The organism is Lutibacter sp. (genome assembly GCF_033723435.1).
Lineage (GTDB): Bacteria > Bacteroidota > Bacteroidia > Flavobacteriales > Flavobacteriaceae > Lutibacter.
In genome coordinates this window covers 452,509-471,178 of the sequence record NZ_JAWVXC010000002.1, presented here as the reverse complement: position 1 = coordinate 471,178, position 18,670 = coordinate 452,509, and the positions used below count along the sequence as shown (strand labels likewise).

Here is an 18,670-nt window from a genome sequence, read left to right as displayed (position 1 = left end):
TGATTTATGTTACCTTTTTTATAAAAACTGTTTACTAAATTTGGGTAAAACCAAATATTATGTACGCACATATTGTATCATTTAAAGTAAAAGAAGGCGAAGGTATTTCATTTGTAGAACTACAAAAATTTGAAGAAATTACAGAAGCTAAACCAGCTGGATTAGATCATTTTCATATTTTTAAAGATAAAAATGATGAGTTTATATACTATTTAATTGAGTATTGGAATTCAAAAAAAGACAAAGATAATTTGGAAAACTCTAAAGATCATCAACATTTTCATTATTTAAGAGATATTGTTATCGAAAAAAAGATAGATGTTTTTGAATGCGATGTAATTATATAATTACTTTTTTACACGTTTTTCGTTTTGTTTTACAAAAGATGCCCATCCGGTATAATTTTTTTCGACGCCTATTTTTCCGCTATTATAAAAATGACAAACTGCAGCGGCTAATCCGTCTGTTGCGTCTAAATTTTTTGGTAGCGTTTTTAAATTCACCAAACTTTGCAGCATTTTAGCTACCTGCTCTTTACTTGCATTTCCGTTTCCCGTAATTGCCATTTTTATTTTTTTTGGAGAATATTCTGTAATTGGCACTTCACGCATTAATCCTGCAGCCATAGCAACCCCCTGAGCTCTTCCTAATTTAAGCATAGATTGTACATTTTTCCCAAAAAACGGAGCTTCAATAGCTATTTCATCTGGATGATACGTTTCAATAATTTCAATAGTTCGTTCAAAAATCACCTTTAGTTTTGCATAATGATTATCATATTTTTTCAACAATAATTCATCTAAACGTAATAATTCTATTTTTTTATCTACTACTTTTATCAAACCAAACCCCATAATTGTGGTTCCTGGATCAATACCTAATATTATTTTCTCTGTGCTCAAATAATTGTTTCTTTGTAATAATCAAATGTACAATATCTTCTATAAATATAAACCTTCTATCATTTTAGTTTTAAAATTAATAATTGTTATTGCTGCATTATATTTTATATACTATAAATTAGTTTTTAACCAACTTTTTTCTGTAGCTCAATTAAAACAGCAATTATACTTTTTATTTACTTATAAATTGTGGATTATTATTTTATTGTTTCTATTTACAGATGCAAATTGGTTTTTAGAAATTTTTAAATGGAAAAAATTAGTTTCTGTTGAAAAAAAAATCACTTTTTTTGAAGCTTATGAACAATGCTTGGGGTCATTAACCGCCTCATTAATTACCCCAAATAGAATTGGAGAATATGGCGCAAAAGCACTTTACTTTACTAAGAAACTCAGAAAAAAAATAATGGTTTTAAATTTAATCGGAAATTTATCTCAATTAACTATTACTTTTTTATTCGGTTTTTTTGGTCTGCTTTTCTTGGTATTTAATTACTCCTTTGAATTCCCAAAACTTAATCTAATCAAATTAGCTATTTTTTTACTAGTAATTTTTATCCTCTTTTTCGGAATTAAAAAAACTAATTTATTCACAAGCATTAAAACTTATTTGGCAAAATTTATCTTTTACATAAATAAAATACCTAAATCTATTATTTTTTCAACGCTATTTTATGCTTTAGTCAGATACCTTGTGTTCTCTCATCAATTTTATTTTTTATTACGATTACTTGGAGTTCAAACACCATATTTAGATACCATGAGCTTAATATTTGCAATGTATTTTATTGCTTCTTTAATTCCAAGTTTAAGTTTGTTTGATTGGGCTATTAAAGGTAGCGTTGCCATTTGGCTTTTTAGCTTAGTCAATCTTTCCGTGCTAACAATAGTAACCGTAACTACTTTTATGTGGATACTTAATTTTGCTATTCCAGCAGTTTTAGGAAGTATATTTGTGTTAAATTTTAAAATTCCTGAAGAAACATGATAATTTTAGCTCTAATTATTTCCAGTTTTTATATCATTTTAGTAGGTGCTTTTATTATAGGATTTTCTAAACTATCTGATTTTAAACTTTCTAATTTATCCTCAGAAATTAAATTCTCTGTAATTGTTCCTTTCAGAAATGAAGCTAATAATTTGCCAGTATTACTAGATTCATTTTCAAACCTAACTTATCCAACCAATTTTTTTGAAATTATTTTAGTTAATGATGAATCTTCTGATAATTTTAAACACATAATTGATGCTTTTAAAAAAGAATATCCAACTATAAATCTTCAATTAATCAATAGTGTTAGAAAATATAATTCTCCAAAAAAAGACGCCCTAAATACCGCAATTAATTTGGCAAATTTTGATTGGATTATAACTACAGATGCAGATTGTAAAGTACCAAAAACTTGGTTAACATCATTTAATGAATTCATTCAAAAAAACAATCCTTTATTTATTGCTGCGCCAATACTATTTGAAAAACAAAACTCCTTTTTATTTCATTTTCAAAATTTGAATTTTACAAGTTTAATTGGCTCTACTATTGGTAGTTTTGGAATTAAAATGCCTTTTATGTGTAATGGCGCAAATTTGTGTTTTAAAAAAGATGCTTTTTTTAAGATAAATGGATATAATCAAAATTTAAATATTGCAAGTGGTGATGATGTTTTTTTGTTAGAAAAAATGATAAAACATGCCCAAAAAAAAGTGCATTATTTAAAAAGCAAATCTAGCTTGGTTATTACAAAATCGGAAGGAAGTTGGGGTAATTTTATACATCAACAAATTCGCTGGGCGTCAAAAGCAACTTATTATAAAAACACTTTTTCAAAATTGGTAGGTATAATAGTTTTGGCAGAAAACTTACTTGTAATTACTTTATCAATTTCAGTCTTTATTAATCCTCTATTTTGGAATTTATTTTTACTTGTTTTTATTTCTAAGCTAATAATTGATAGCGTTATTTTAATAAAAACCTTTAAGTATTTTAAACAAACATTTTCTATTATTTATTTAATTCCAACTAGCTTAATTCACCCATTTTTTATTGGGTTTATCGGCATTATTTCTTTCTTCAAAAAATACCAATGGAAAGGCAGAATCTTTAAAAAGTAATTATTTTTTTACAGAAAATAAAGCAGTAACTATTTCTTCTGCATGCATCCATAAATAAACTATTAAAAATAATGCCAATACTAATAAAATTCCTCTTTTATAGTTTGGTTTTTTGCGTTTTTTAAATCTTTGTTTCATACTACTTAATTTAAAGTTTTATTTAGTTGCTCGTAACATTTCTCTTTTTCCTGGTGGACCAGGCAATCGTTCCACAACAAATCCAACGGATTGCATTGCTCTCCTAACACTTCCTTTAGCGCTGTATGTTACTAGAATTCCACCTTTTTTTAAAGATTCGTACATTTTTTTAAAAATTACTTCCGTCCATAATTCAGGCTGAACCTTAGCGCCAAAAGCATCAAAATATATTAAATGATATTTATTTTGATCGATAATTTCTTCAAATTGTTGTTTTCTTTTGGTTAACTTAAAATTTGTTGCAATCTTCTGCTCTTCATCCCAATTACTTTGATGCATTAAAGAAAAAACTTCTTTATATACTTCGGCATTCAGTTTACTAACATAATTCAATTTATCTAATTCATTTTTTTGAACTGGAAAGGCTTCAACACCAACATAATTAATTTTTAAATTACATTTTTGAGCTTCTAAAAAAGTGATAAAAGCATTTAAACCTGTCCCAAAACCAATCTCAAGAATATTTATTTCTTTAGTTTTAAACTGTGCTAACCCTTGTTTTATAAAAACATGTTTTGCTTCTTGAATAGCACCATTTTTAGAATGATATTGTTCGTCCCAATCTAATAATTGAATAGTAGTTGACCCATCATCTGTTATTATAATTTTTCTATTCATTTTTAATTAAGAGTAAAATCCACCCAAAACAAATATCCATATTTTCAACGAGTTTAAAAAAATAAAACCGCTTAATATTTATAACAAAATTTTTGTCATTTGTATGATGAATTAATTTAAAAAATATAAATAATTACGTTTTACATAATTTGAATTACATTTTATACTACAAACTACCTTAATCACTAATAATTAGATATTTAAAATATAGGATTATTATCTAAAAATTAAGTAAATTTGTGTGAACAAAACAAAGCAAAACTATGACACTTCATATAGAAAAAACAACTACTTCCAAAATTTCAAAAGTTGATTTTAATAATCTTTCATTTGGTCAAGTTTTTACAGATCATATGTTTGAATGCGATTATATTAATGGAGAATGGCAAACACCTAAAATTGTTCCATACGCTCCTTTAACAATTGATCCTTCTGCAAAAGTATTCCATTATGGTCAAGCCGTTTTTGAAGGAATGAAAGCTTATAAATCGGATGATGATGAAATTTGGATGTTTAGACCTGATCAAAACCAGAAACGTCTAAATATTTCATCGGAAAGATTAGGAATGCCTGCTTTTCCAAAAGAACTATTTTTTGATGGTTTAAACAATTTATTAAAATTAGATAGTGAATGGATAAAAAAAGGAGAAGGAAACTCATTATACATTCGCCCATTTATTATTGCTACAGAAAGTTGTGTTTCTGCTTCTATTTCAGATTCTTATAAATTTATGATAATCTGCTCACCAGTTCAATCTTATTATGCAGGTGAAGTTAGAGTTATTATTGAAGATAAATATAGTAGATCTGCTAATGGTGGTGTTGGTTATGCTAAAGCTGCTGGGAATTATGCTGGTTCATTTTACCCAACTAAATTAGCTCGTGAAAAAGGATTTCAACAAGTTATTTGGACGGACTCTTGTACTCATGAATATATAGAAGAAGCTGGTGTCATGAATGTATTTTTAAGAATTAATGATACTTTACTTACTGGTCCAACTAGCGAACGTATTTTAGATGGAGTTACAAGAAAAAGCATTGTGCAACTTTGTGAACACGAAGGAATTAACATAGAAGTACGCCCAATAAAAGTTACCGAAGTTTTAGAAGCTGCTCGAAAAGGAGAATTACTAGAAATGTTTGGAGCTGGTACTGCTGCTGTTATTAGTCCAATTTTAGGGTTTTCTCATCACGATGAGAGTTTTGAATTACCTAAAGTTGAAAATAGTTATGCATCTTATATTAAAAAACGAATAACCGATATTCAGCAACATAAAGCAGAAGATATTTTTGGATGGACATATAAAGTTAAATAATCCTTAACAAGGAATTTTTGACTGCACCTATTAAAAATTATAAATTAGCAATGTCAATACAATCGAGTTTTTACTCGATTGTTTGACATATTTTTTGGAATTAAAGCTCCTAAATATTTAACTTATGACAACTCTTGAAAAAGCAACTAAAAACATTCAAAGAAAGGGTTTTTTAGATATTGAATTAGATGAAAAAATTGATTATTTCGCAGAAATCAATAAACTTCGGAAAGAAAAAAATGCAATTATATTAGCACATTATTATCAAGAAGGTGCAATACAAGATATAGCCGATTTTGTTGGAGATAGCTTGGCTTTAGCACAAGAAGCTGCTAAAACTAATGCAGATATTATTGTTTTTGCAGGAGTTCATTTTATGGCTGAAACCGCTAAAATTTTAAATCCATCAAAAAAAGTATTATTACCCGATTTAAAAGCAGGTTGTTCATTAGCAGATTCTTGTCCTCCAGCCGATTTTGCTGCTTTTAAAAAACAACATCCCAACCATCTTGTAGTTTCTTATGTTAATACTTCCGCTGAAATAAAAGCATTAACCGATATTGTTTGTACTTCATCAAATGCAGAAAAAATAATAAACTCTATACCAAAAGATCAACCTATTATTTTTGCCCCAGATAAAAATTTAGGAAGTTGGTTAATTAAAAAAACAGGAAGAGATTTATTACTTTGGGATGGCGCTTGTATGGTACATGAAGCATTTTCTATTGAAAAAATATTGAATTTATATGCTGAAAACCCAGATGCTGAAATTATTGCTCATCCAGAATCTCAAGCTCATTTATTAAAAGTTGCTAAATATGTTGGTTCAACATCTGGTTTATTAAAATACGTACAAACGAGCAAAGCAACTAAGTTTATTGTTGCAACTGAAGTTGGTATTTTACACAAAATGAGGCAAGCAGTTCCTGACAAAATACTAATTCCTGCTCCGGTAGATGATGATAACTGTAATTGCAGTGAGTGTTTTTACATGAAAATGAACACAATGAAAAAACTATACCTTTGCTTAAAATATGAGTTACCATTTGTTGAAGTAGATGCTGAACTTAGTAAAAAAGCAATTCTTCCTATTCAGCGAATGCTTGAATTATCAAAATAATTTTAAGTAAAATGGTTACAGACAAAAACATTTATAAAACTGATTTTCTAGTAATTGGTTCTGGGGTTGCTGGTTTAACTTTCGCCTTAAAAACAGCTACTCATTTTAAAGATTCTATAATTACCATTGTTACAAAAAGCGAAAAAAATGAAAGTAATACCAAATATGCTCAAGGCGGAATTGCTACTGTTTGGAATAAAACTATAGATACTTTTAATCAACATATAAAAGACACTTTAATTGCTGGGGATGGAATTTGTGACGAAGAAATTGTGAAAATGGTTATTAAAGAGGCTCCTGATAGATTACAAGAGTTAATTGATTGGGGAACTAATTTTGACAAAAAAGAAGATGGTAAGTATGCTTTAGGAAGAGAAGGTGGCCATTCACAAAACAGAATACTACACCATAAAGATATTACAGGAGCAGAAATTGAAAGAGCCTTATTAGCGCAAATAAAAAAGACTCAAAATATTGTTTTTTTAGATTATCATTTTGCCATTGATTTAATTACAGAACATCAAATCACAAAAAAATTAATCACCCGGAAAGAAAAAATAACCTGCTATGGTGCTTATATTTTAGATGAAAAAACCAATAAAGTAAAAACTTTTTCAGCTAAAGTAACCATGCTAGCCGCTGGAGGAAATGGGCAGGTTTACAGTACTACAACCAATCCAGTAGTTGCAACTGGTGATGGCATTGCAATGGCATATAGAGCCAAAGCTGAAATTTCAGAAGTTGAATTTATTCAATTTCATCCAACTGCGTTATATAATCCTGGAGAATATCCTGCATTTTTAATTTCTGAGGCAGTACGTGGTGATGGCGCAATTTTAAGAAATTTTAATGGCGAAAAATTTATGCATTTATATGATGACAGATTAGATTTAGCGCCTCGTGATATTGTTGCAAGAGCAATTGATAATGAAATGAAAAAAAGTGGTTCTCCAAATGTATATTTAGATTGTACTCACTTAAATTACGATGCTTTTAAAAAACATTTTCCAAATATTAACGAAAAATGTTTAAGTTTAGGTATTGACATTAGAACCGATTATATACCTGTTATACCTGCACAACACTACATTTGTGGAGGGGTTGTTGTAAACAAAAAAGGGAAAACTTCTATTAAAAATTTATATGCCAGTGGTGAAGTAACTAGAACTGGTTTACATGGCGCAAACAGATTAGCTTCCAATTCATTATTAGAAGGTTTAGTTTTTTCACACAATGCATTTTATAATTTAACCAAGCGTTTTCAGAAAATTAATTTCCACAAAAATGTTCCTATTTGGAATGATAGCGGTGTGGTAAAAAACATGGAAAAAATATTAATTACACACGATAGAAATGAGGTTAAAACTATTATGAGTAATTATGTTGGAATTGTTAGATCGAATGAGCGTTTACTAAGAGCTGAAAAAAGATTAAGAGTTTTATATGAAGATAATAAAAGACTTTATGATCATTCTGAACTCTCCGTAGATTTATGTGAGTTGCGAAATCTAATTACAACGGCCTATTTAATTACGCAATTTTCTAAAAAAAGAAAAGAAAATAAAGGTGGTTTTTATAATATTGATTTAATAAAAAAGGAGCTTTAAAAGCTCCTTTTTTATTTGTTTTATTACCATATCTTAACTCTGTCTTCTGGTTTAAGATACATTTTATCACCTTCTTTAATGTTGAATGCAGTATAAAACGCATCTACATTTTGTAATGGCATATAAGCTCTGTACATTCCTGGAGAATGTGGATTAGTTTTAATTAAACTACGTAATGCATTTTCTCGCATTTTAGTTCTCCAAACTGTAGCCCAAGACAAGTAAAAACGTTGTTCTGGAGTAAATCCATCAATTTTACCTGGTCTTTTATGATCTTTAAAATATAATTCCAAAGCATCGTAAGCAGCGTTAACACCACCTAAATCACCAATATTTTCTCCTAAAGTATACTTACCATTTAAGTGAACATCTTTTAAAGCTTTAACTGCGCTATATTGAGCTGCTAATTTATCGCCTAATGCTGTGAATTTTTCTAAATCTTCTTTAGTCCACCAATTATTTAAATTACCATCTGAATCAAATCTAGATCCTGAATCATCAAAACAATGAGAAATTTCGTGACCAATTACAGCTCCTATTCCTCCATAATTTACAGCTGCATCTGCTTTATAATCGTAAAATGGTGGTTGTAAAATTGCTGCTGGGAATACAATTTCGTTATTAACTGGATTAAAATATGCATTTACTGTTTGAGGTGACATTCCCCATCTTGTTCTGTCTACTGGTTTTCCAAGTTTTTCAATATTTTCTTCGAAATTCCATTTGGTAGTATTTAAAGAATTTTGAAAAAATGAACCTCCATTTTTAGTGCTATTTATTACTAATTTAGAATAGTCTTTCCATTTATCTGGATAAGCAATCTTAACTGTCATTTTTTCTATCTTCTCGATAGCTTTTTTCTTAGTATCTTCTGTCATCCAAGGTAAAGCATTAATTCTGTTCTTATATGCTTGCATCACATTTTTAATCATTTCCTCCGCTTTAGCTTTCGCTTCTGGTGGAAACTTTTTAGCTACATATAATTTACCTAATGCCTCTCCAATTCTACCGTTGACAGATGCTAAAGCTCGTTCATCTCTAGGGCGTTGTTTTTTAGCTCCTGTTAACTCTTTACCATAAAATTCCCAGTTTGTATTTTCTAATTTAGTATCTAACAGTCCTGCAGTTCTATCAATAAGTGTCCAACGTAAATACAATTTTTCATCTTCTAATGAACTAGATTTCAAAATTTCATTTAATGCAACCATATATTTTGGCTGCGTTACGATTACTTTATCTAAATTAGTAACACCAATTCCTTTAAAATATGCCTCCCAGTTAATTTCTGGTGTCAACTTTTGAAGTTCTGCAATAGTTTTTGGGTTATATCTTTTTCTAGCATCTCTATTTTCTTCTTTTGTATTTCTAGGAACTGCTAATTTATATTCGTAATCAAATACTTTTTTTGCATTTGTTTCTGCTACTTCTTTACTATCTCCATACAATTCAAACATTTTAGCAATATGAGCTATGTACTTTTCTCTTTTTTCTTTGGTGTCTTTATCTTGATCTACATAATAATCTCTACGTAAACCTAATCCTGCAGGAGATAAATAACCTGCGTTCATTTTACTATCTTTAAGATCATTCGTAACGTAAAATCCAAAGTAACCAATACCTCCATAAGGAGCCATTTCTGTTAATAATTTCTGTAAATCATCTGCATTTTTGATAGCATCAATTTTAGCTAGGTAAGGTTTTAATGGTTCTATTCCTGCTTTATTACGAGAAACTGTGTCTAAAATAGTTTCGTATAAATCTACTGCTTTCTTTTGATCAGAATCTAGTTTTAGTTTTCCTTCTGCATCTTTAAGATTTGCATTTTTTGTTTGTGCAATTGCTTCATCTAAAATGCTTAAAACATCGGCATCTGTATTTTTACGTAATTCATTAAAACTACCCCAAGAAGTTCTGTCTGCAGGTATTTCGGTTTTATCTAACCAGCTACCATTTACATATCTAAAAAAGTCATCATTTGGACGCACTTTTTTATCCATATTAGCAGTTATAATTCCATGGATTTCTTTCTTCTTACTAGCTTCCTTTTGACAGGAAATAGGAATCATGGCTATAGAAACAATCCCTACTAATAAGATGTTTTTATTAAATAATTTAATCATAGTATTGTGATTTAAAATTTTGGTTAATTTATAATTTTACATTGTTATAAAATAACAATTTATTTTGGTACAATTTACTTAAAATATTGTTAAGATTTTACCCTAAAATTTCTTTTATTTTTGGCTTAAAATAATTAGGTCCTTTAAGCACTTTTCCGTCTTCTCTATAAATGGGATTGCCATTAATATCTAGTTTACTCATATTACTTTGTTGAATTTCATTAAAAACTGCTTCAAATTTATCTTGTAAACCATGTTCTAAAACGGTTCCTAATAAAATATATAACATATCGCCTAAAGCATCTGCAATTTCTACTAAATCATTATTTTTTGCTGCTTCCAAATATTCTTCATTTTCCTCTTTCATCAATTCGAAACGCAATTTAATTTTATCTAAAGGAAGTTTTGCTGTTGGCTGCTTTTGATATCCTAATTCAAAAACTTCCATAAATTTTTGAACATCTTTTAACTTATTTCTCATTTAATAATTTTATAAAAATTTAATCAATACTTTAGCTGGTATCCATTTTAAAATAAATGCTACTAAACGCCATCGTTTTGTTATATATGCTTTTTTCTTTCTTTTTTTTATGGCGGAAAATATTTGTTTTGCAGCTTTTTTAGAAGTTGCCATCCAAAAAGTTTTTCCAATTGCCATAGATGTATCTACAAAACCTGGTTGAACATCTGTTACAAATATTTTAGCTTTACTTCTATTTCCTTTCATCCATAAGGATTCTAAATAACTAGCTTGAAATGCTTTGGACGCAAAATAAGAAGGCACATGCCTATTGCCCCTAATAGATGCTATTGATGAAATGCCTACTAAATGTCCAAATCCTTGTTTTTTAAAAAGGTTATATGCTAATCCATAAATTTTTGTTGCTGCTAAAACATTAGTTTCTAAAGTTGTTTTTTCTAATTCCCAATCTAGATTATAATTTGGCCCTCCAGTACCTGAACTATAAACTATTAAGTTAATATTCTTAAACTCCGATTTTAATTCTTCAAATAAAATATCACAAGAATTTAAATCGGTTACATCATGAACTTTATAACTATAATTAGTTGGATTAGTTTGCTTAATTTGTTTTAATAAATGCTCTCTTCTTCCTGTAATTATTACAAAATAATTATTTACAGTAAGTAACTCTGCTAATTCTTTACCTATACCAGAAGTTGCTCCTATTATTAATGCATATTTCATCTTAAAAAATTATGTATTTTTGAAGATAAATATACACTATTTAATATGTTTAGTAAAAGTCAACTAATTTTTGCCGCATTATTTATTATTGCATTTACTATTGCAATGATTTGGAGTTATAGAAAAGATTTTAAAATCCACAAAAAATATTATAAAAACACTTTTATCATATTAATTGCAATCTTCTTAGTTATTGCTATTTTTACAATGATTACTTTTTCACTTCATTAAAAAAATCTGTTACCCTAATTTGGAACAGATTTTCACAAGCTTAATTATTAGGTTCAATATGTATTAAAACCTCTTCAATACTTTCAATTTCACTTTGAAGTTTGTCTTTAAGTTTATGAGCCAAATAATGCCCTTCTTTTACGGATTGCTTTCCTTCAACTATAGCGTGCAAATCCACATGGTATTTCATCCCTGATTTACGAATTAAACATTTTTCAGTATCTAAAATACCATCTACAGTTAATGAAACTTTCCTGATTTCGGCAATTAAATCTTCGTGTAAATTTTCATCCATTATTTCGCCTAAAGCTGGTCTAAAAATTAAATAGCTATTGTAAAGTATAAATATAGCTGCAAAAAACGCAGCATATATATCCGCATTTACAAATTCTTCACCCAATAACAAGGTTATAGAAATTCCTATAAATGCTGTTACCGATGTAATAGCATCACTTCGATGATGCCAAGCATCTGCTTTCAAAGAGGAACTTCCCGTTTCCTTACTTTTTTTAACAACAAACCGGTATGAAATTTCTTTCCAAACAATAATTATTCCGAGCACAATAAGTGTCCATGCTTTTGGTAATTCGCGCTGCTTTCCTAAATTAACAATTCCTTCATGCATAATTATAATAGCCGAAGTAATTAAAAATCCCACAACTAAAAAAGTGATCAATGGTTCTGCTTTTCCATGCCCATAAGGATGGTTTTTATCTGCTGGTTTATTTGCATATTTTAACCCCATCAAAACTAATATGGACGCAAAAATATCAGTTGTAGATTCAATTGCATCAGCTATTAAAGCATATGAATGACCAAAAAAACCTGCTAATCCTTTTATAATTGCTAAAATTATATTTCCTATAATACTAAAATAGGACGCATTTATTGCAGTTTTAATTTTACTCATTAAAATTTAATTAATATAGGTAAATAGAAACAAAATCAGTTCACAAATTTACTGATTTCAAATGGTTTAATTTAGTAAATTAGCAAGAAGTAAACTTAAATAAACCAGTTATGAAACTTTTAAAATACCTTTTTTTTCTAATTCTCATTCTTATTATTGGCGGATCTATTTATTTAGCAACTTTAAATGGCAGCTATGATATTAAACAAACAAAGACTATTAAAGCACCTATTGAAGTAGTTTTTAATGAAATTAACGATTACAAAAACTGGCAACATTGGGGCCCTTGGCTAGAAATGGATTCTACAATTGTTGCTACTTATCCAGAAATTACTTCTGGAGTAAACGCATCTTATAGTTGGACTGGAAAAGAAGGCGGAGGTTCTATGAAAACCATTTCATTAATTCCAAATAAAGAAATTATTCAACAAATTGATTTTGGAACAGGTAGTACTCCTGAAGTTTATTGGAATTTAAAAAAAGTAGACGATGGTACTGAAGTTACTTGGGGAATGCGAGGTAAAAATACATTTACAGAAAAAGCATATTGGTTAACCCAAGGTGGAATTGAAAAAAACATTAAACCAATGTATATAAGAGGTCTAGATTTATTAGATAATTATATTACTAAAGAAATGGATAAACATAGTATTGTTAGTAAAGGCATTGTAGATTATGGTGGAGGTTACTATTTGTACTTAACCACTTCTTGTAAAATAACTGACCTCGAAAAAAAAGTAGAACCTATGTTTTCTGAAATCATGAAATATATGGAAGAAAACAATTTACAATCTTCAGGAAAACCATTTACTATTAATCATAAATGGGATGAAGAAAATAATACAGCTATGTTTTCAACATGTATTCCTGTTTCAGAACGAATTATAACTACTGGCAATGTGCTAACTGGATTTTTAAAACCACAAAAAACTTTTAAAACAGTATTTACTGGAAATTATAAATACAATACAGAAGCCTGGGAAACTGCATTTAAAAATTTATATGCACAAAATTTAAAAGAAATAGTAAATGCTGAACCTTTTGAAGTCTATTTGGTTAGCCCACATGACACACCCAATCCTTCAAAATGGATTACTGAAATTTACATTCCAATTCAATAATAATTAAAAGCTGTTGAAAATTCAACAGCTTTTTTTATACTTCATTATATCTAAAACAATCTTTTACATGGTCGTTAACCATGCCTGTTGCTTGCATATGTGCATAAACAACTGTTGAACCCACAAATTTAAAACCACGCTTTTTTAAATCTTTTGAAATACTATCGGATAATTCAGTTGTAGCTGGAACTTCACTTAAACTATTCCATTTATTTATAATTGGTTTATCATCTGTAAATTTCCAAATATAATCTGAAAAAGATCCGAACTCATTTTGAACTTCCATAAAAGCTATTGCATTGGTAATAGTTGCTTTAATTTTAAGTTTATTTCTAATAATACCTGCATTTTGCATTAATTCTTCAAATTTTTCATCCGAATATTTCGCGATTTTTTTATAGTTAAAGTTATCAAAAGCTTTTCTGAAATTTTCTCGCTTACGTAAAATAGTAATCCAACTTAGCCCAGCTTGAAAGGTTTCTAAAATTAAAAATTCAAATAATTTAGCATCATCAAATACGGGAACTCCCCATTCTTGGTCATGATAATTTACATAAAGTGGATCTTCTCCACACCATTGACATCTATTTTTATTCATTTTTCAAAATTTTAACTTTAACAATATAGTGTTTTTTCGTATATTTAAAATGGAATAGTTTTTGCGCTATTTTTTATACTAATTACTCTAATTATGAAACAATTACTTTACATATTGATTATTACTTCTGTTATGGTTAGTTGTGGAACTTCTTCAAAAGTAACTACAATTACTAATTCAGATGAAGTTCCTGTAAAAATTGCTAATGATAGTTTACAATATGAGATTATTATAATGGACAATGGATTTAATACTTATTTACATTCCATTGCAAAACCTAAAAACTATTATTCTCAGCAATATTATGAAACTAAAAATAAGTTTTACGTAACCGAATGGAATATTAGGGCTCAAAACCCATTACGTTATGATGATTCTATTTATTCTAACAAAATTGATTACGATTTTAATGTAGATTACGGATTAGATGTAAATTATAAACTCTACAACTATTTTAAATTTGTAGAATACAAATACCGGCAACGATTTTAAACATAAAAAAACCGTTCAGTTAACTGAACGGTTTTTTTATGTTTAATTTATTTCTACTTATTAAAGTTGTGGTCCTGCTGCAACTAAAGCTTTACCTTCTTCATTATCGGTATATTTATCGAAATTTTTAATAAATAATTTTGCTAATTTTTCCGCCTTCACATTCCATTCTTCGGCAGTATTATAAGTATCTCTTGGATCTAAAATAGCTGGATTTACTTCATCTAATTGTGTTGGAACTTCTAAATTAAAAACCGGTATTATTTTAGTTTCTGCTTTTTCAATAGAACCGTCTAAAATTCTATGAATAATTGCTCTTGTATCTTTTATAGAAATTCTTTTTCCAGAACCATTCCAACCTGTGTTTACCAAATATGCAGTTGCATTATGCTTTTCCATTTTTTTAACCAATTCTTTACCGTATTTAGTTGGATGTAACGATAAAAATGCTTCTCCAAAACAAGCTGAAAATGTAGGAGTTGGTTCAGTTACTCCTCTTTCTGTTCCAGCTAATTTAGCTGTAAACCCTGATAAAAAATGATATTTAGTTTGTTCAGGAGTTAATTTAGATACTGGTGGCATTACACCAAATGCATCTGCAGTTAAAAATATAACTTTAGTTGCATGTCCTGCTTTTGAAACTGGTTTTACAATATTTTTTATATGATAAATTGGGTAAGAAACTCTGGTATTTTGAGTAACAGAATCGTCTGTAAAATCTACATGTCCATTATCATCCACCGTTACATTTTCTAATAAAGCATCTTTTTTTATAGCACCATAAATTTCTGGTTCTGCATTTTTATCTAAATTAATTGTCTTTGCATAACAGCCTCCTTCAAAATTAAATACGCCATCATCATCCCAGCCGTGTTCATCATCACCAATTAACTCACGCTCAGGATCTGTTGATAATGTTGTTTTTCCTGTACCTGATAATCCAAAGAAAATAGCAACTTCACCATTTTTACCTTTATTAGCAGAACAGTGCATTGAAGCCATTCCATTTAAAGGCAAATAATAATTCATCATGGCAAACATTCCTTTTTTCATTTCTCCTCCATACCAAGTGCCTCCAATAATTTGCATTCGTTCTGATAAATTAAATGCGGTAAACACTTCGGAATTTAAACCTTGTTCTTTCCAATTTGGATCTGAAATTTTTGAGCCATTTAATACTACAAAATCAGGTTCTCCAAAATTGTCTAATTCTTCTTCTGTTGGTCTAATAAACATATTTTTTACAAAATGTGCTTGCCAAGGCACTTCTACTACAAACCTTACTTTTAATCTAGAATCTTCATTTGCGCCACAAAAGGCATCAATCACATAAATTTCATTATTTGAAAGTTGTTCTAAAACCAATTCTTTTTTTGTTTCCCAAATTTCAGGAGATATTGGTTTATTGTCATTTGGAGCTTTTTCAGAATTCCACCAAATAGTATTTTCACTTACAGCATCTTTAACAATATATTTATCTTTAGGTGAACGGCCAGTAAATCTACCAGTCATTACATTAACTGCATCTAGTTCTGTTAAAGTTCCTTTAGAAAAACCTGTTAATTCAGGATCTAATTCTGCACTATATAATGCTTCATAAGAAGGATTATGTATTACATTTTTTACATTTTTAATTCCAAGTTTGTAAAGTGATTCAGATAGCGCTGTTTTCATTATCGTTTCCATTAAAAGAGGTTTTTAAATTATTTTTACAATGATTTTTCATATTTCTATATCAAATTTAGTAAGAATAAATTGTCCATGAATATGAGAAATATCATAAAAACCTGAGTTTTCACGATAACGTTTTCCAAAAGTTATATTACTCATTTTCAATTCTTTATAGTTAGTTTTAAATTATAAAAAATTACGAAAACGTTTTCGTAATCTATCAAAAAAAAACGAGTTTCTTTTTTTTCTTATAATTTTTGCTAAAATATACTTTTTGATGAATACTTCAAACTTTTATTTTTTATTATAATTTTAAGTTATTGTTTTTTATAAAAAGTGAATGCCATTTTTAACCATCCAATTATAAAAAGTAAGCCACCTAAAGGTGTAATAAACCAAATTAATTTTGCAGGGACACCAAATGTAATTGCGTAAATAGATCCTGAGAAAAATAAGATTCCAAATAAGAATAATAAAGTTAGTTGATTTTTGATTTTTGAAGTAAAATTAGCCGTAGTATTTATAAATAATAAAACAAGCACATGAAACATTTGGTATTTTACAGCTGTCTCAAAACTTTTTAATTCTTGTACTCCTAATCTTTCTTTTAAAGCATGAGCACCAAAAGCTCCTAAAATAATAGTAATTGCGCCTAAAACGGAGGTAATTGTTAAATTTTTATTCATTTTTAACTAAATTTTGGTAAATATAAAATTATTAGTTGCTAAATTCAATTTTTATATAATTAAAACTACCATAGATTATGCACAACCATTCTGATACTTTAATAACCCTTTTGGAAACTAGTTTAATTCACGAAATTCATATTGCAAAAACTTTGCTAGCCACTTATGATATACCAAGTTATATTTTTGATGAAAACTTAACAACTATTGGAATCCCTGTGTTAGAAGGTTATAAACTAAAAGTTAATGAGTTAGATTTTGAAAATGCAAAACAAATTTTAGCAACAACAAAACACAACAATTAATAACTATTTTTAAGCTTTTAAAACATTAAAATTTGTACTTTCGTAATTCAATTTTTGAGTCAAATTTATATAAATATGCACACTATTTTAGTAATTGGCGCAGGCCAATCCTCATCGTCTCTAATTACCTACTTACTAAACAAATCTACAACTGAAAATTTACATGTTATTGTTGCTGATGTTTCCTTAGAATTAGCTTCACAAAAAATAAATAATCATCCAAATGGAAAGGCGATTACTTTAGACATATTTAATGAAGAAGCTAGAAAGAAAGAAATAAAAAATGCCACTATCGTAATTTCTATGCTGCCCGCTAAATTGCATATGATGGTTGCTAAAGATTGTATTGATTTTGGTAAAAATCTAATTACACCTTCTTATGTTTCTGATGAAATGAAAGAACTTAATGAAAAAGTAGTGGCAAAAGGGTTGGTATTTTTAAATGAAATTGGTTTAGACCCAGGCATAGATCATATGAGTGCTATGCAAGTAATTGATAACATACGAGAAAAAGGTGGCAAAATGCTGCTTTTTGAATCTTTTACTGGTGGTTTAGTTGCTCCTGAAAGTGACACAAATTTATGGAACTATAAATTTACGTGGAATCCTAGAAATGTTGTTTTAGCAGGACAAGGTGGCGCTGCAAAATTTTTACAAGAAGGAACTTATAAATACATCCCTTATCAAAAATTATTTAGAAGAACCGAAATATTACATATTAACAAATATGGAAAATTTGAAGGTTATGCAAACAGAGATTCTTTAAAATATAAAAGCGTTTACGGATTAGATGATATTTTAACATTATATAGAGGAACAATTAGGCGTGTTGGTTTTTCAAGAGCATGGAATGTATTTGTGCAGCTAGGAATGACTGATGATACTTACACAATTGAAGACTCTGAGCATATGAGTTATAGAGATTTCACCAATTCATTTTTGGCTTACAATCCTAATGATTCTGTGGAACTTAAACTTCGTCATTACCTAAAAATTGATCAGGATGATGAAATTTGGGGGAAATTATTAGAATTAGATTTATTTAATCCTCATAAAAAAGTGAGCTTAAAAAATGCTACTCCAGCTCAAATTTTAGAAAAAATTCTTAGAGATAAATGGACATTAGAAAAAGAGGATAAAGATATGATTGTTATGCAACATCTTTTTGGATATGAGCTTAATGGTAAAAAAGAGCAAGTTAAAAGTAGTATGGTTTGCATAGGTGATGATCAAACTTACACTGCAATGGCTAAAACAGTTGGTTTACCAGTTGGTATTGCAGCAATTCAAATCTTAAATGGTAAAATTAAAACTCCAGGGGTTTTATTGCCAATTAGCAAAGAAGTTTATGAGCCAATTTTATCTGAATTAAAAGAAAATGGAATTGTTTTTACTGAAGAAAAAATGCCTTACTTAGGTTATAATCCTGATAAATCTTATACTTAAAGAGTAAAAC

20 protein-coding genes are annotated in these 18,670 nt (G+C 28.6%); 10 read left to right on the top strand and 10 right to left on the bottom strand.

Annotated elements, in window-relative coordinates:
- The first annotated feature begins 59 nt into the window (after window positions 1–59).
- Window positions 60–347 carry an antibiotic biosynthesis monooxygenase gene (locus tag R3342_RS05145; protein ID WP_318938642.1) on the top strand — a complete coding sequence of 96 codons (288 nt, stop codon included), beginning with the start codon at window positions 60–62 and terminating at the stop codon, window positions 345–347.
- On the opposite strand, the gene ruvC is transcribed toward R3342_RS05145, so the two are convergent.
- Window positions 348–902 (bottom strand): crossover junction endodeoxyribonuclease RuvC, encoded by a 555-nt coding sequence (ruvC, locus tag R3342_RS05140; RefSeq protein ID WP_318938641.1) that lies wholly within the window; start codon window positions 900–902, stop codon window positions 348–350.
- 25 nt (window positions 903–927) lie between these two features.
- Between ruvC and R3342_RS05135 the strand changes: the two genes are divergently transcribed.
- Together R3342_RS05135 and R3342_RS05130 are read left to right on the top strand one after the other, a co-directional pair.
- Window positions 928–1,890: a hypothetical protein gene (locus tag R3342_RS05135; RefSeq protein ID WP_318938640.1), complete on the top strand. Its 963-nt coding sequence runs from the start codon at window positions 928–930 to the stop codon at window positions 1,888–1,890.
- Window positions 1,887–3,014, top strand: coding sequence for a glycosyltransferase family 2 protein (locus R3342_RS05130; RefSeq protein ID WP_318938638.1), 1,128 nt, complete (start codon window positions 1,887–1,889; stop codon window positions 3,012–3,014). Before R3342_RS05135 ends, R3342_RS05130 begins: the two co-directional genes overlap by 4 nt.
- Here R3342_RS05130 and R3342_RS05125 read toward each other — a convergent pair whose 3' ends face one another.
- Window positions 3,015–3,152, bottom strand: a complete 138-nt coding sequence (locus tag R3342_RS05125) for a hypothetical protein (RefSeq protein WP_318938637.1) — start codon at window positions 3,150–3,152, stop codon at window positions 3,015–3,017.
- A gap of 18 nt (window positions 3,153–3,170) precedes the next feature.
- Window positions 3,171–3,830, bottom strand: a complete 660-nt coding sequence (gene mnmD / locus R3342_RS05120) for a tRNA (5-methylaminomethyl-2-thiouridine)(34)-methyltransferase MnmD (RefSeq protein ID WP_318938636.1) — start codon at window positions 3,828–3,830, stop codon at window positions 3,171–3,173.
- 263 nt (window positions 3,831–4,093) lie between these two features.
- Between mnmD and R3342_RS05115 the strand changes: the two genes are divergently transcribed.
- The 3 genes from R3342_RS05115 (at window position 4,094) to nadB (ending at window position 7,873) form a co-directional block, all read left to right on the top strand.
- The gene (locus R3342_RS05115; RefSeq protein ID WP_318938635.1) at window positions 4,094–5,146 is read left to right on the top strand and encodes a branched-chain amino acid aminotransferase; all 1,053 of its coding nucleotides are present in this window, start codon (window positions 4,094–4,096) and stop codon (window positions 5,144–5,146) included.
- Window positions 5,147–5,270: 124 nt separating this feature from the next.
- Entirely contained in the window at window positions 5,271–6,266 is a 996-nt protein-coding gene (gene nadA, locus R3342_RS05110) for a quinolinate synthase NadA (protein WP_318938633.1), read from the top strand.
- Between the two features lie 11 nt (window positions 6,267–6,277).
- A complete protein-coding gene (gene nadB, locus R3342_RS05105) occupies window positions 6,278–7,873 on the top strand; it encodes an L-aspartate oxidase (RefSeq protein WP_318938632.1) in 1,596 nt (531 codons plus the stop codon).
- Between the two features lie 23 nt (window positions 7,874–7,896).
- On the opposite strand, the gene R3342_RS05100 is transcribed toward nadB, so the two are convergent.
- The 4 genes from R3342_RS05100 to R3342_RS05085 all read right to left on the bottom strand — a co-directional run bounded on the left by R3342_RS05100 (window position 7,897) and on the right by R3342_RS05085 (window position 12,341).
- Window positions 7,897–9,993, bottom strand: a complete 2,097-nt coding sequence (locus tag R3342_RS05100; protein ID WP_318938631.1) for a M13 family metallopeptidase — start codon at window positions 9,991–9,993, stop codon at window positions 7,897–7,899.
- Window positions 9,994–10,090: 97 nt separating this feature from the next.
- Complete coding sequence (locus tag R3342_RS05095) at window positions 10,091–10,474, bottom strand: nucleoside triphosphate pyrophosphohydrolase family protein (RefSeq protein WP_318938629.1); 384 nt, start codon at window positions 10,472–10,474, stop codon at window positions 10,091–10,093.
- A gap of 9 nt (window positions 10,475–10,483) precedes the next feature.
- The gene (locus R3342_RS05090) at window positions 10,484–11,200 is read right to left on the bottom strand and encodes an SDR family NAD(P)-dependent oxidoreductase (protein WP_318938627.1); all 717 of its coding nucleotides are present in this window, start codon (window positions 11,198–11,200) and stop codon (window positions 10,484–10,486) included.
- Window positions 11,201–11,471: 271 nt separating this feature from the next.
- On the bottom strand, window positions 11,472–12,341 hold the full coding sequence (locus tag R3342_RS05085; RefSeq protein WP_318938625.1) for a cation diffusion facilitator family transporter: 870 nt from the start codon (window positions 12,339–12,341) through the stop codon (window positions 11,472–11,474).
- A 110-nt stretch (window positions 12,342–12,451) separates the two neighbouring features.
- Between R3342_RS05085 and R3342_RS05080 the strand changes: the two genes are divergently transcribed.
- Window positions 12,452–13,462, top strand: coding sequence for an SRPBCC family protein (locus R3342_RS05080; protein WP_318938623.1), 1,011 nt, complete (start codon window positions 12,452–12,454; stop codon window positions 13,460–13,462).
- Window positions 13,463–13,496: 34 nt separating this feature from the next.
- On the opposite strand, the gene R3342_RS05075 is transcribed toward R3342_RS05080, so the two are convergent.
- Window positions 13,497–14,060 carry a DNA-3-methyladenine glycosylase I gene (locus R3342_RS05075; protein WP_318938622.1) on the bottom strand — a complete coding sequence of 188 codons (564 nt, stop codon included), beginning with the start codon at window positions 14,058–14,060 and terminating at the stop codon, window positions 13,497–13,499.
- Window positions 14,061–14,153: 93 nt separating this feature from the next.
- Here R3342_RS05075 and R3342_RS05070 point away from each other — a divergent pair, with 93 nt between their 5' ends.
- Window positions 14,154–14,552, top strand: a complete 399-nt coding sequence (locus R3342_RS05070) for a DUF6146 family protein (protein WP_318938620.1) — start codon at window positions 14,154–14,156, stop codon at window positions 14,550–14,552.
- Window positions 14,553–14,612: 60 nt separating this feature from the next.
- Here the strand turns inward: R3342_RS05070 and pckA are convergent, their stop codons facing one another.
- Both pckA and R3342_RS05060 read right to left on the bottom strand, forming a co-directional pair.
- Window positions 14,613–16,238 (bottom strand): phosphoenolpyruvate carboxykinase (ATP), encoded by a 1,626-nt coding sequence (gene pckA, locus R3342_RS05065; protein ID WP_413468697.1) that lies wholly within the window; start codon window positions 16,236–16,238, stop codon window positions 14,613–14,615.
- 302 nt (window positions 16,239–16,540) lie between these two features.
- On the bottom strand, window positions 16,541–16,909 hold the full coding sequence (locus R3342_RS05060) for a DUF423 domain-containing protein (RefSeq protein WP_318938618.1): 369 nt from the start codon (window positions 16,907–16,909) through the stop codon (window positions 16,541–16,543).
- A 77-nt stretch (window positions 16,910–16,986) separates the two neighbouring features.
- On the opposite strand from R3342_RS05060, the gene R3342_RS05055 reads away from it, so the two are divergent.
- A complete protein-coding gene (locus R3342_RS05055) occupies window positions 16,987–17,214 on the top strand; it encodes a putative signal transducing protein (protein ID WP_318938616.1) in 228 nt (75 codons plus the stop codon).
- Window positions 17,215–17,289: 75 nt separating this feature from the next.
- Window positions 17,290–18,660 carry a saccharopine dehydrogenase family protein gene (locus R3342_RS05050; protein WP_318938614.1) on the top strand — a complete coding sequence of 457 codons (1,371 nt, stop codon included), beginning with the start codon at window positions 17,290–17,292 and terminating at the stop codon, window positions 18,658–18,660.
- Window positions 18,661–18,670: the final 10 nt, after the last annotated feature.